This window comes from Actinophytocola xinjiangensis (assembly GCF_001921215.1).
In the GTDB taxonomy this organism is placed as follows: Bacteria; Actinomycetota; Actinomycetes; order Mycobacteriales; family Pseudonocardiaceae; genus Actinophytocola; species Actinophytocola xinjiangensis.
The window spans coordinates 248,564-261,274 of the sequence record NZ_MSIF01000008.1 but is presented as its reverse complement, the minus strand read 5'-3'; the positions used below and the strand labels follow the sequence as shown (position 1 = coordinate 261,274).

General features: G+C 72.9%; 12 protein-coding genes. 2 read left to right on the top strand and 10 right to left on the bottom strand.

Annotated features, from left to right (window positions below):
• Positions 1-6: 6 nt before the first annotated feature.
• The 6 genes from BLA60_RS18695 to BLA60_RS18670 all read right to left on the bottom strand — a co-directional run bounded on the left by BLA60_RS18695 (position 7) and on the right by BLA60_RS18670 (position 6,980).
• Positions 7-1,353, bottom strand: coding sequence for a salicylate synthase (locus tag BLA60_RS18695; protein ID WP_075134193.1), 1,347 nt, complete (start codon positions 1,351-1,353; stop codon positions 7-9).
• A gap of 178 nt (positions 1,354-1,531) precedes the next feature.
• On the bottom strand, positions 1,532-2,122 hold the full coding sequence (locus BLA60_RS18690; protein ID WP_075134192.1) for a TMEM165/GDT1 family protein: 591 nt from the start codon (positions 2,120-2,122) through the stop codon (positions 1,532-1,534).
• A gap of 299 nt (positions 2,123-2,421) precedes the next feature.
• A complete protein-coding gene (locus BLA60_RS18685) occupies positions 2,422-4,329 on the bottom strand; it encodes a Xaa-Pro dipeptidyl-peptidase (RefSeq protein ID WP_154814443.1) in 1,908 nt (635 codons plus the stop codon).
• A gap of 160 nt (positions 4,330-4,489) precedes the next feature.
• Positions 4,490-5,455, bottom strand: coding sequence for a D-alanine--D-alanine ligase family protein (locus BLA60_RS18680; RefSeq protein WP_075134191.1), 966 nt, complete (start codon positions 5,453-5,455; stop codon positions 4,490-4,492).
• On the bottom strand, positions 5,452-6,543 hold the full coding sequence (alr, locus tag BLA60_RS18675) for an alanine racemase (protein ID WP_084735088.1): 1,092 nt from the start codon (positions 6,541-6,543) through the stop codon (positions 5,452-5,454). The genes BLA60_RS18680 and alr overlap by 4 nt, the downstream gene beginning before the upstream one ends.
• The gene (locus tag BLA60_RS18670) at positions 6,540-6,980 is read right to left on the bottom strand and encodes a M15 family metallopeptidase (protein ID WP_075134189.1); all 441 of its coding nucleotides are present in this window, start codon (positions 6,978-6,980) and stop codon (positions 6,540-6,542) included. The genes alr and BLA60_RS18670 overlap by 4 nt, the downstream gene beginning before the upstream one ends.
• A gap of 86 nt (positions 6,981-7,066) precedes the next feature.
• Between BLA60_RS18670 and BLA60_RS18665 the strand changes: the two genes are divergently transcribed.
• Positions 7,067-7,762 (top strand): response regulator transcription factor, encoded by a 696-nt coding sequence (locus BLA60_RS18665; protein ID WP_075134188.1) that lies wholly within the window; start codon positions 7,067-7,069, stop codon positions 7,760-7,762.
• Between the two features lie 10 nt (positions 7,763-7,772).
• A complete protein-coding gene (locus BLA60_RS18660; protein ID WP_075134187.1) occupies positions 7,773-8,828 on the top strand; it encodes a sensor histidine kinase in 1,056 nt (351 codons plus the stop codon).
• Between the two features lies 1 nt (position 8,829).
• Here the strand turns inward: BLA60_RS18660 and BLA60_RS18655 are convergent, their stop codons facing one another.
• The 4 genes from BLA60_RS18655 to BLA60_RS18640 are packed head-to-tail and all read right to left on the bottom strand — an operon-like array spanning position 8,830 to position 12,609.
• A complete protein-coding gene (locus tag BLA60_RS18655; protein ID WP_075134186.1) occupies positions 8,830-9,780 on the bottom strand; it encodes an iron-siderophore ABC transporter substrate-binding protein in 951 nt (316 codons plus the stop codon).
• On the bottom strand, positions 9,777-10,586 hold the full coding sequence (locus tag BLA60_RS18650; protein ID WP_075134185.1) for an ABC transporter ATP-binding protein: 810 nt from the start codon (positions 10,584-10,586) through the stop codon (positions 9,777-9,779). The genes BLA60_RS18655 and BLA60_RS18650 overlap by 4 nt, the downstream gene beginning before the upstream one ends.
• A complete protein-coding gene (locus BLA60_RS18645) occupies positions 10,583-11,602 on the bottom strand; it encodes a FecCD family ABC transporter permease (RefSeq protein ID WP_075134184.1) in 1,020 nt (339 codons plus the stop codon). Before BLA60_RS18645 ends, BLA60_RS18650 begins: the two co-directional genes overlap by 4 nt.
• Positions 11,599-12,609 carry a FecCD family ABC transporter permease gene (locus tag BLA60_RS18640; RefSeq protein WP_245812043.1) on the bottom strand — a complete coding sequence of 337 codons (1,011 nt, stop codon included), beginning with the start codon at positions 12,607-12,609 and terminating at the stop codon, positions 11,599-11,601. The genes BLA60_RS18645 and BLA60_RS18640 overlap by 4 nt, the downstream gene beginning before the upstream one ends.
• Positions 12,610-12,711 lie beyond the last annotated feature (102 nt).

The window sequence follows — 12,711 nt, the reverse complement described above, 5'->3', positions numbered from 1 at the left end:
CTCCGCTCAGCCGGTCGTGCCGACCAGGTCGTGGTCACGGTCGTGGTCACGGTCGTGGGCGGACACGAGGTGCGGGGCGACGCTGCGTAACTTCTCGCAGGTTTCCTCGTACTCCCGGGCGGGCCGGGAGTCGGCGACGATGCCCGCGCCCGCGCGCAGCCACGTCCGGCCGCCGCTGCGGAACAGCGCCCGCAGCACCAGCGCCGCGTCCAGGTCACCGTCGGCGCCGGCCATCAGCACCGCGCCCGCGTACAGCCCGCGCGGCCGGTCCTCCAGCCGGTCGATCTGGTCGAACGCCGCCGCCTTCGGGATGCCGGACGCGGTCACCGCCGGGAACAACGCCTGGAGCGCACCGAACGCGGCCACCGGCCCCCGGCGGTCGCCGGCCAGCCGCCCACCCACCCGCGAGCCGAGGTGCTGCACGCTGCCCCGGTGGCGGACGGTCATGAAGTCGGTGACGGCGACCGACCCGGCCGCGCACACGCTCGCCAGTTCGTCGCACGCGAGCTTGACCGACGCGGCGTGCTCGTAGACCTCCTTCGGGTCGGACTCCAGCTCGCGGCGCAGGGACGCGTCGGTGATCTCGTCGTCGTGGAGGGCGCGGGTGCCGGCGAGCGCCTGGGTGCTCACCGAACCGTCCGGCGAGACCTCCGCGACGGTCTCCGGGCTGAACCCGGCGACCTGCCAGCCGCCGAGGTCGAGCAGGAACGACCGGGCGGGCGTGTTGTGCCGGCGCCCCACCAGGTAGGTGGCGGGCATGTCGACGTCGAACGGCACGTCGACCACGCGGGACAGGATGACCTTGCGCACCACGCCGCGGCGGATCGCTGCCACGACCTCGGCGACCGTGGCCTGGAAGCGGTCCCGGTCGGTGTCCACGTCCAGTGGCCGCGCCTGACGCGGCGGGGCGTTGTCCGGCGCGGCGACCATGTGCTCGATCTCCGCGTGCCGCCGGGGATCGAGCGTGCGCACGACGATCTCGGTGGCGTTGAGCCGGATCTCGGTGCGGGGCACCAGCAGACGCAGCTGGACACCTTCGGTTCCGGGGCGGCCGAAGGAGAACCCGGTCCAGCCGAACGCACGCCAGTCGGACGGTTCGACCTCGCCGAGCAGCTCCCCGACCCGCTCGATCGGCCGCTGTCCCAACGGAACGGCCCGTTCCCGCCCGCCCTGGCGCAGCCGCGCCGACCGGTGGTCGGCGACGACCTCGGCCAGCGCGTCGCCGGCGAACCACCAGGTGCCGCCGCGCTCGTAGACGACGTACTCGGCGAACAACCCGGATCCGGCCAGCCGGGCGGCGAGAGCGGCGGCGTCGAACTCTCCGACGAGGCGGCGTTCGTGGTACTCGTGCACCGTTGTCCTTCCTGCGCCGTGTCGCGGGCGCGACGAACAACCCCGGGGCCCTGGTCGGGACGGGCACGGGGCGACGAGTCGAGCTGGATCCCTCCGTGGCCGACCGCGCACCGCGCGTGATCATCGACCACCAGATAGAAGGTTAGCCTGGCCTAATCGAAATGGGAACCCGCGAGTTCTAGGCGGTGAGTTCGGCGATCGCGTCGATCCCCAGCCACACGGCGAACGCGAAGAACAACACCGAGGCACCGATCCGGATGGCCCGCTCCGGCAGCGACCGCCCCAGCCAGCGTCCGATGATGATCGCCAGCGCGTCGGCGGCGACCATGCCGAGCGTCGACCCGATCCAGGTGCCGAACCAGCCGTGGTCGGTGGCCAGCGTGATGGTGGCGAGCATCGTCTTGTCACCCAGCTCGGCCAGGAAGAACGCCGTCCCCACGGCGATCACGACCGACTTGACCTGGCGTTGCGCCTTGGCCTTCTCCTCGTCGGTGAGCACGTCACCGCGCAACGTCCACAACCCGAACGCGACGAACGCCAGCGCGGCGGCCAGGTTGATCCACCCGGTCGGCAGCGCGGCGCCGAGCCCCGCGCCCAACGCCACCGACGCCAGATGCACGACCGCGGTGGCGACGGTGATACCGATCAGAACCGGCCACACCCGGTAACGGGTGGCGAAGGTCAGGGCCATCAACTGGGACTTGTCGCCGAGCTCGGCGACGAAGATGACCCAGAAGGAAACGAGAGTGCTGACGAGGACGGCGTCCACGGGGATGTGCTCCTGGTCTGTGTGGACCGGACCAGGGCCGTGACGTGCGCGACCTCGATCCGGCATATGACTATGCCTGGATCGAAGGTCTCGCCCGCCTCGGAAGAGGCCGCCCGACCGGACCCCCGCGGGGGTCAGTGTGTCGATCGGGACGTTGGGGGCTACTCCCCTTCGCTACCGGTGGCCACCCTACCTCATGTGGTGATGATGGTGGGTGTGTGGCTGGCCACCTCTCGTGTCCTGTGTGGTCAGGGGTTCGGGGTCAGTGGCTCAGGTTCGCGCCTGTCGCCTGTGGTGGTTCAGTTGTCGAGGCGGCCGGGCGTGATGTCTGGCCGGATTCGCGTGGGGGACCGGTCGGCGGTTGTCGCCGTGGCTCGCGGCGGCGTGCCCTGGAGGGGGATCTGGATCGTTGTTTCCGCCAGGTTGACCGTCACGCGCGGAAGTTGGCCGGGGGTGGTGGTCATGCTGCTGTCGTTGCCGGCGATGACCAGGGCCAGGCGGTGTCCCGCCGGGACTGTCCAGTCCGTTGTGGACAGACGGAACGTCATGGTGTACTTCGTGCCGGGGGTCAGCGGGCGGGGAGTCGTGAGGGAGGCGTGGTTGGCCAGGTCCGCCCAGCCCCTGGCGATGATCTGGGCATCGACGGTCGCCGTGGTGGGTTCGGTGTCCCGGTAACAGGCGTCGTCGCCCGGGCGGGACTCGCCCCAACAGGACTCCGTGGACAGCGTGCGGATTCCTTCACCCGTGGCGCTTCTGGCGGTGGCCGGGCCGTAGTCGACCAGGTACGCCGACAGGTGGGCGGTGGACGTGGACGGGGTCGCGGCGACCGTCAGCCGGGAGATCCCGGCGACCCGGAGGTCAGCGGTGAGGGGGGCGGTGCTGTAGACGACCCTCCTCGCGGACGTGACCGTGGGGGAAGAGATGTAGGACGTGGGGGTTCCGGAACCGTTGTCGGTGAACGACGACGTCGCGGGGGAGCCGGGTGTGACGGACAGGGCGCCCACCCCCGCCACCGGGCCGGACACCGGGTGCATGGTTCGCGCGGTGGTACCCGAAGGAGGCCAGGTCGCGGTGTCGGTCCACTGGTTGACGCCGCGTTCCACCGACACCTGGGGCTCGGTGTCGATGCCGTTCTGGACGTCCAGCAGCCAACGGTCGAACCAGCGGTGCAGGGTCGCCACCCATTCGGCGCGGCGGAAGTCGAAGGGGTCGATGTGACCCGTCTGGGACAGCCACAGTTTACGGGGGACCGACGCCGGCACGGCCGCCAGCCACTGGCCCCAGTTGACCGGTTTGACGTTCAGGTCGGCCCGGCCGTTGACCGAGAACACCGCGGCTCGGACGTTGGCGGCATTCCGCACGTAGTCACGTTGTTGCCACATCGGGGTGTAGTCGCCGTTGCCGGGGGCGCCGGTGGTCATGTCCTGGCGGACCGCCGCACATCGTGCCCTGGCGTTCGTGTTCTCGAAGCCCGACGCGAGGCTGGTGGGGGTGCCGAAACCCCGGAACGACACACCGTCGGCACGGAACCAGTCGTACCAGGAGCTGATGGCGGCGATGGGGACGATGGTGCGCAGACCCTCCACACCCGTCGCCGCCACGCCCTGGGTGACGCTGCCGTCCCAGGACTTGCCGATCATCGCGGCGGCGCCGGTGGACCACGTCGCCGGCACGGACGTGCCACCCGAGGGCGCGGTGTAGGCGGTGGCCCGGTTGTTGAGCCAGTCGATGACCGCCTTGCCGGACGCCACTTCCGAGCGTCCGCCGGTGTCCAGGCACCCGGTCGACCGGCTGGTGCCGCTGAAGTCCACCAGCGCGACGGCGTAGCCCCGGGGGACGAAGTAGTTGTCGTAGTACAGCGGGAACTTCAGCGGTAGGCCGGCCGAGTCATAGGACTTGCGTTCGCTTTCGTTGCCCCGCCCCGACGTCGCGTAGTACGGGCTGGCGTCGATGATCACCGGCACCCGCTCGGTCGTGTCCGGGCGGATGATGTCGACCGCCACCCGGTCACCGACGCCGTTGGTGTCCAGGTCCAGACCGATGTCCACCCACACGGACTCGCGGACGGCGTCGGCCAGGGAGTGGACCGGTTGGGTCACACCGTTCTCGACCACGAACGCCGCCGGTGGTTCCGCCCGCGCGGGGACCACCACCAGACCCGACACGACCCCGACCAAGCCCGCCAGCAGCCAGCCTCGACCCACCATGCCAGGCACGCTAGGTCACCGTTCGCGCACTCCGGCAGGGCCAACCGGGGATGCCAGTTGCCAAAGGAACACCAGCGGGCCTCGGTCGGCCACCAGCGCGACGGCCGGTTCACCGTGACGGCGCACCACCCGAAGCCGGCTGGGCGACCGCCCCCGCCGGTCAGACCGGCAGGGGGACGGCCGCGGCGCGCACCATCCTGCTCACGAGGTCCACATAGGACACCCCGGCGGCGGCGAACATGCGCGGAACCTGGGACTCGGCGGTCATCCCCGGCATCGTGTTGACCTCGTTGAGCACCGGGCCGTCGGCGGTGAGGAAGAAGTCCAGGCGGGCGACCCCGGCGCACCCGAGCCGGTCGAACATCAGCAGCGCGGCGCCGGTGAGGTCCTCGCGGGCCGGCCCGTCCAGCTCGGCCGGCACGGTGAACCGGGCGCTGCCGTCGTACTTCGTGGCCGTGTCGAACACGCCGGTGGCGTGGATCTCCAGCGGCGGCGGGGCCCACCGGGTGCCGTCGGGCTCGCTCAGCACCGCGACGTCGATCTCCCGGCCGTGGATGACCTTCTCGACGAGGATCCGGTCGTCGTAGCCGGCGGCGGTGCGCAAGGCCGCGCGCAGCTGCGCCGGGTTCGTGGCCAGGGTGACCCCGTAGCTGGAGCCGGCGGCCACCGGTTTCACCACGACCTCGCTCTCGAACTCGACGTCGTCCAGCTCGTCGCGGTGCACCAGACGTCCCGGCGCGGTGCGGATCCCGACCGCCTCGGCGACGAGTTTGGTCGCCCACTTGTCCATCGCGAGCGCCCCCGCGCGCAGACCCGAGCCGGCGACCGGGAGGCCGGCGAGCGCGCACAGCGCGGCCAGCGCACCGTCCTCGCCGCCGGGGCCGTGCACCGCCGGGAACACCACGTCGGCCCGGCCGACCACGGCCAGCGCGGCGGCCAGCGACGCGGCGGCGGTCCCGCCCAGCGGTGCGTGGTCGTCGGCCCAGACCCCGTCGCGGCCGATGGTCAGCGCGCTGACGGTGAACCCGCCGGCGCGCAACGCCTCCGCGATGCCCGAGGCGCTCCCCAGGGAGACGGCGTGTTCGGCGTTCTGGCCGCCGCCGATCACCACGACGTGCTCGTTCATGCGATCGTCCTTCTCACTCGTGGCCCGATGCCGGTGACGATGGTGTGCGGGATGGTGCCGGCCCAGCGGGCCCAGTCGTGGATGGTCGGCGTCTCCCCGCCGCCGGGGCCGAACACGGTGGCGGTCGTGCCGGGGGAGACCCGCCGGTCGCCGGTGTCGACGACGAGCTGGTCCATCGAGACCCGGCCCACCACCCGGTGGCGCCGCCCGTGGATCGCCACGGCCGCCTCCGGCGAGAGCTCCCGGGGGATCCCGTCGGCGTAGCCGAGCGGCACGACGGCCAGGTTCGTCCGCCGGGCGGTGACCTGGGTGCCGCCGTAGCCGACGGGTGTCCCCGCGCCGACGGTCGTGCTGTGCGTGACCGGCGCGGTCAGGCTCGCCGCGCCGCGCAGCCCGACCGTCCCGGACGGGTCGATCCCGACCAGCCCGGCGCCCACCCGCACCAGGTCGAAGTGCGTCGACGGGTCGGTCAGCGTCGCCGAGGTCGCGGCCAGGTGGGTGAGCGGCGCGGCGAACCCGGCCCGCACCAGCGCCCGCCCGGCCGCGCGCAGCCGCGCCACGGCCGGGGCGTTCGCCGCCGGGTCGGCCCGGTCGGCCAGCGGCAGGTGTCCCATCAGGCCCACGACCCGGACGCCGCCGCGCCGCGCCGCTTCCACCAGCGTGTCCCATTCGCCGACGGGGCAGCCCTCCCTGGCCATCCCGGTGTCCAGGTGCAGGTGCACCCGGACCGGGGCGCCGCCCAACGCCTCCAGCGCGTCCACCGACCCGACGGCGACGTCGATCTGCCCGGCCGCCGCGGCCTGCGCGTCCACACCGGACGGGTTGAGCCAGGTCAGGATCGGCACGGTCAGCCCGGCCGCTCGCAGCGCGAGCGCCTGCGCGACCTCGGTCGTGCCGAGCCAGTCCACCCCGGCCGCGACCGCCGCCCTGGCCACGGCGAGAGCACCGTGGCCGTAGCCGTCGGCCTTGACCACCGCCATCATCCGCGAGCGGGTCCTGGCCAGGGCGGTCGCCACGTTGGCCGCCACCGCGTCGGGCAGCGTGCGCAGCGTCGGCGGATCCAGGGCCGTTCCCAGGGCGGCCGTCACGGCCACAGTCTCGGGTCGTGCGACGGGTCGGCGTACATGCCGACCGCCTCGGAGCGCAGCTCGTAGTGCCACGGCTCGTTGCGGTAGATCTGGTACAGCCCGTAGCCGGCGCCGTGCGCGGACAGCCACGCCGTCGCCTCAGCCGGGCCGAGGTCGACCGCGTCGCCCGACACGTGCGCCGAGGTCTTGGCCGGCGCCACCCAGCGGGCCGCCGCCTCCTCCGACCCGTGGCGGGCGACCGCCTCGCGGAGCAACCGGTCCTGGTACTCCGGGGTCCGCCAGCCGCTGGTGACGTGGAACACGATGCCGTCGTTGGCGGCGTCCGTGGCGGCCCGGCGCAGGGCGTCGAGCAGGGCCGGGGCGAGGTTGGCGACTCCCGGGACGTGGTCGGCGAAGACCGTCGTGCCGGCCGGGACCGCGCCGTCGCTGGTGATCATGCGGGGAGTCAAGGGGGTGGCGTGTTGCCGGCGCGTACGCGGTTTCCGATATGCCGGCGATAGGCGCCGGCTCGTAGCATGCGGACATGAGGGTGCTGATCGTCGAGGACGAGCCCTACATGGCGGAGGCGATCCGCGACGGGCTGCGCCTGGAGGCGATCGCCGCGGACATCGCCGGGGACGGGGACACCGCCCTGGAACTACTGAGCGTGAACACATATCACATCGCCGTGCTGGACCGGGACATCCCCGGGCCGTCCGGCGACGAGATCGCCCGGCGCATCGTCGCCTCCGGCAGCGGGATGCCGATCCTCATGCTGACCGCCGCCGACCGGCTCGACGACAAGGCCACCGGGTTCGAGCTCGGCGCCGACGACTACCTGACCAAGCCGTTCGCGCTGCGGGAGCTCGTGCTGCGGCTGCGCGCGCTGGACCGGCGGCGCGCGCACAGCCGCCCGCCGGTGCGCGAGATCGCCGGGCTGCGGGTGGACCCGTTCCGCCGCGAGGTCTTCCGCGACGGCCGCTACGTCGCGCTGACCCGCAAACAGTTCGCGGTACTGGAGGTCCTGGTCGCCGCCGAGGGCGGGGTGGTCAGCGCCGAGGACCTGCTGGCGCTGGCCTGGGACGAGAACGCGGACCCGTTCACCAACGCCGTGCGGATCACCGTCTCCGCGCTGCGCAAACGTCTCGGCGAGCCGTGGGTGATCGCCACCGTGCCCGGTGTCGGGTACCGCATCGACACCCCGGCCGACGCCGGACGTGCTGGGGGAGGACGTGACTAGACCGCCGGGGATGAGCGCCCGCGTCAAGCTCACGCTCAGCTACGCCGGTTTCCTCATGCTCGGCGGGGTCGTGCTGCTCGCGTTGGTCTGGATCTACCTGCTGCGCTTCCTGCCCAACGGCGGGATGGACCGCCCCGGCATGTGGCCGAACCGGGGCCTGGTGCTGCGGACCTTCGTGTCGGCCGCCGGCCCGATGCTGCTGTTCCTGCTGGTCATCGGGCTGCTCGGCGGCTGGGTGCTCGCCGACCGGATGCTCGCGCCGCTGAGCCGCATCACCGAGGCCACCCGCCTGGCCGCCAAGGGGTCGCTGTCGCACCGGATCAATCTCGAGGGCAACCAGGACGAGTTCCGTGAGCTGGCCGACGCGTTCGATACCATGCTCACCCGGCTGGAGGCGCACGTCGCCGAACAGCGAAGATTCGCGGCCAACGCCTCCCACGAACTGCGCACCCCGCTGGCGATCTCGCAGACCCTGCTGGAGGTCGCCCGCAACGACCCCACCCAGGACCACGCGGAACTCGTCGACCGGCTGCACGTCGTCAACGCCAGGGCCATCGACCTCACCGAGGCGCTGCTGGTGCTCAGCCGCGCCGACCAGGGCTCGTTCAGCCGCGAGCCGGTCGACCTGTCGCTGCTGGCCGAGGAGGCGACCGAGACGCTGCTGCCGCTGGCCGAGGGGCGCGGGGTCACCCTGGAGACCGCCGGCGAGTTCGCCCCGGCGCTCGGCTCGCCGACGCTGCTGCTCCAGCTCACGACCAACCTGGTGCACAACGCGATCGTGCACAACCTGCCGGCCGGCGGCACCGTGTTGGTGACGACCGGTGCCGGCCAGGACACGGTCGAGCTGACCGTCGAGAACACCGGCGCGGAGCTGAGCCAGCGGTTCGTCTCGACGCTCACCGAACCGTTCCGGCGCGGCACCGAACGGATCCGCCACGACCAGGCCGGCGTCGGTCTCGGCCTGACGATCGTCAGGACCATCACCGGGGTCCACGACGGGACGCTGACGATCTTCCCGCGCTCCGCCGGCGGCCTGCGCATCGTCGTGACCCTGCCGCGCGGGTGACTCAGCCGCTCGCCTCGGCGAACAGCGGAACCGCCTTGTCCACCGCGTACAGCGTGCCCAGCGCGGAGCCGCTGGAGAACGCCGAGATCAGCGCCGGGTCGTCCAGCACGACCAGGTGGCCGGCGGTGGCCGAGGGCAGCTGGTTGAGCACCCGGTCCGAGCGCAGCGCCGAGGCGTCGGCGCCGATGGGGAACACCACGGTCAGGTCGGCGTCGAGCAGCTCGACCTGTTCGCGGGCCAGCTCGACGTAGAACGACTCGGTGGCCAACGCCTGGATCTGGGGTTTGAGGGTGAACCCGAGGCTCTCCATCAGGTCGACCCGGGCGTCGCCGCGCACGTAGGCGCCGTACTGGTCGGAGAAGTACGCGCCGACCGCGACCGACCTGCCGGCGAACTCGGGGTGCGCGTCGGCGGCCTTCGCGAGGCTGTCCTCGACCTCCGCGACCAGCGCCGCGCCCTCGTCCTCCTTGCCCAGCGCGGTCGCCACCAGCTCCACCTGCTGCCGCCAGGTCGTGCCGTAGGCGATCACGTCCTGCGGCGCGGCGACCGTCGGCGCGATCCGGGACAGCTCGCGGTGGGTCTCCTCGTTGTTGTCCGAGCGGGTGTTGAGGATGACGTCCGGGTCCAGCTCGTGGATCTGCTCGTAGTCCAGCTCCTGGGTGCCCAGGATCACTGGCGCCTTGCCGTACCGGTTCGCCGCCCACGGGCCGACGCCCTCGCCGCCGAAGCCCAGCCAGTCGCTCGCGGCGATCGGCGCCACGCCCAGCGCCAGCGCGGTCTCCGCGTCCGACCAGCCGACCGCGACCACCCGCTTCGGCTCGGCCGGCACGGTCACCGGGCCGAACCGGGTCTGCACCGTCGGGCCGTCCGCCGGGGTGTCGGTCTCCTCGACCTGGCCGCAGGCGGTGCCGAGCAGACCGGTGAACACCAGTGCCACCAACAGTTTTCTCACGACATGTGCTCCATTCGGTGTCGGCCAACCGGCACGACCATCGGGGTCGCGGACAGCGGGTCGGGGATGATGCGGCAGGCCAGCCCGAACACCCGCTCGATGACCTCGGCGGTCACCACCTCGCCCGGCGGGCCCTGCGCGAGGATCGCGCCGTCGCGCATCGCGATCAGGTGGTCGGCGTAGCGGCAGGCCAGGTTCAGGTCGTGCAGCACCACCACGACGGTGGTGCCGGTGGACTGGTTGAGGTCGAGCAGCAGGTCGAGCACCTCGACCTGGTGGGCGACGTCGAGGTAGGTGGTCGGCTCGTCGAGCAGCAGCAGGTCGGTGCGCTGGGCCAGCGCCATCGCGATCCACACCCGCTGCCGCTGCCCGCCGGACAGCTCCGCGACCGGGCGGGCGGCCAGGTCCAGCGTGTCGGTCGCGCGCATCGCCTCGGTGACCGCGTCCTGGTCGCCGGCCGTCCACCGGCGGAACCAGCCCTGGTGCGGGTAGCGGCCCCGGCCGACGAGGTCGGCGGCGGTGATGCCCTCGGGCGCGGTCGGGGTCTGCGGCAGGATGCCGAGCACGGTGGCCACCGCGCGCCCGGACAGCGTGTGGATGTCCCGCCCGTCGAGTTCCACCACGCCCGCCGCCGGGGCCAGCAGCCGGGCCAGCCCGCGCAGCAGGGTCGACTTCCCGCACGCGTTCGGCCCGACGATCATGGTGACCCGTCCGGGTGGCACGGCCAGGGTGAGGTCGGCCACGACGTCGCGGCCGTCGTAGGCCAGCCGCAGGCCGGTGGCGGTCAGGGTGTGTGTCTCGGTCATCCGCCGTGGCCTCCTCGGTTCGTCCTGGCCAGCAGGACCAGCAGGTAGGGCGCGCCGATCGCCCCGGTCAGCACGCCGACCGGGACCTGCGGCAGGCCGGGGGTGTGCTGGGCGGCGACATCGGCCAGCACCACGATCGCCGCGCCGACGAGCGCCGAAGCCAGCAGCGCCGGCCCGCCGCCACCGGCCAGCCGCCGGCCGATCGGCGCGGCGAGCAGCGCGACGAACGCGATCGGCCCGGCCGCCGCGGTCGCCGTGCCGGCCAGGGCCACCGCGCACAGCAGCAGCCCGAACCGGGCGCGCCGCACCGGGACGCCCAGCCCGCTGGCGGTGTCGTCGCCGAACCCGATGAGGTCCAGCGCCCGCGACCCCGCCACGGTCAGCGGCGCCAGCACGGCCAGCGCCACCGCGAGCGGCGTGAGCTTGGCCCAGGCGCTGTTGTTGAGGCTGCCGGTCAGCCAGACCAGGGCGCTCTGTGCGCTGGTGACCTGGGAGCGGGTCATCAGGTAGCTGGTGACCGACAGCAGGATCGCCGCCAGCCCGATGCCGACCAGCACCAGCCGGTAGCCGGTGACCCCGTCCCGCCAGGCCAGCAGGTACATCGCCAGCGCCGTGCCCAGCGCCCCGGCCAGCGCCGCCCCGGCGACCCCGGGGCCGCTCAGCCCGAACACCACGATCGCGACGACCGCCCCGGTGCCCGCGCCCGCGCTGATGCCGATCACGTCGGGGCTGGCCAGCGGGTTGCCGAGCAGGCTCTGCAGGATGGCGCCGGAGAGCCCGAACCCGATGCCGACTCCGACGGCGGTCAGCGCCCGGGGCAGCCGCCGGTCCAGCACGATGTAGTTGGTGTCGTCGCTGCCCTGACCGGCCAGGGTGGACAGCACGTCGGGCACCGACACGAACGCCGTGCCCACGCTCAGTGCCAGCAGGAACGCCCCGGCCACGACGAGCGCGAGCACCAGCGCGACCAGCCTGGCCCGCCGGCGCACGGCACCGACCACTCCCCGCGGGGTCATCGGCGCCGCACCAGCGCGATGAACACCGGAGCGCCGAGTACCGCCGTGACGATCCCCACCTGCACCTCGCCCGGCCGGGCGACCACGCGGCCCACGATGTCGGCCACCAGCACCAGGATCGGCGCGAACAGCAGCGCGGCCGGCAGCACGATCCGGTGGTCGGTGCCGGCGACCATCCGCGCCACCGGCGGCACCGCCAGCCCGACGAACGCGATCGGCCCGGCGGCGGCGGTCGCCGCGCCGGCCAGCAGGACGACCGTCACCCCGGCGATCACCCGGGCGAGCGCGACGTTCTGCCCGAGCCCTCTGGCCACGTCGTCACCGAGGGTCAGGGTGTTGAGCAGCCGCCCGGAGGCCACCGCCAGCACGGCCCCGGCGATCAGGAACGGCGCCACCTGGGCGAGGACCTCGCCGTCGCGGCCGGCCAGCGAGCCGACCTGCCAGAGCCGGAATCGTTCGAAGGCGTCGGTGTCGGACAGCAGCACGGTGGTGGTCAGCGACACGAACGCCGCGTTGGCCGCCGCGCCGGACAGTGCGATCTTGACGGCCGTCGCGCCCTCGCGGCCCAGCGCGCCGACGCCGTAGACGAGCACGGTCGCCAGCAGCGCCCCGGCGAAGGCGAACCAGACGTAGCCCGACAGTGAGCCGACCCCGAACACGGTGATCCCGACGACCACCAGGAACGAGGCGCCGGCGTTGATCCCCAGCACACCGGGGTCGGCCAGCGGGTTGCGGGCGACGGCCTGCATCACGGTTCCGGCCAGCCCCAGTCCGATGCCCACGAGCAGCCCGAGCAGCGTCCTGGGCAGCCGTTCCTCCCGGACGAACAGGTGGTCGTTGTTCGTCGGGTCGAAGGCGGTCAGCGCGTCGAGGACCGTCGCGACCGGAATGGCCTTGGACCCGACGAGCAGGCTCACCGCCGACAGCGCGACGAGGACCAGCGCGGCCCCGCCGAGCCACCACCACACCCGCGCCGCCCGCCGCACGGGTAAGGCCGCTGTGGACACCACCCGCCACCGCCTCCCAAGAAACTTAGGTGAGGCTAACAAAGCCTCCCCCGTAGGTGGCCGTGGCGTTTCTGACAACCTGCGAAAGTCGGAAGATTACCG

What these genes read in the sequence shown, in the direction of transcription:
- BLA60_RS18685 (WP_154814443.1), bottom strand. Translation starts at nt 4,329, where the DNA reads ATGGTGGGTCGAGGCTGGCTGCTGGCGGGCTTGGTCGGGGTCGTGTCG.
- BLA60_RS18680 (WP_075134191.1), bottom strand. Translation starts at nt 5,455, where the DNA reads ATGAACGAGCACGTCGTGGTGATCGGCGGCGGCCAGAACGCCGAACAC.
- BLA60_RS18670 (WP_075134189.1), bottom strand. Translation starts at nt 6,980, where the DNA reads ATGATCACCAGCGACGGCGCGGTCCCGGCCGGCACGACGGTCTTCGCC.
- BLA60_RS18665 (WP_075134188.1), top strand. Translation starts at nt 7,067, where the DNA reads ATGAGGGTGCTGATCGTCGAGGACGAGCCCTACATGGCGGAGGCGATC.
- BLA60_RS18660 (WP_075134187.1), top strand. Translation starts at nt 7,773, where the DNA reads ATGAGCGCCCGCGTCAAGCTCACGCTCAGCTACGCCGGTTTCCTCATG.
- BLA60_RS18650 (WP_075134185.1), bottom strand. Translation starts at nt 10,586, where the DNA reads ATGACCGAGACACACACCCTGACCGCCACCGGCCTGCGGCTGGCCTAC.
- BLA60_RS18645 (WP_075134184.1), bottom strand. Translation starts at nt 11,602, where the DNA reads ATGACCCCGCGGGGAGTGGTCGGTGCCGTGCGCCGGCGGGCCAGGCTG.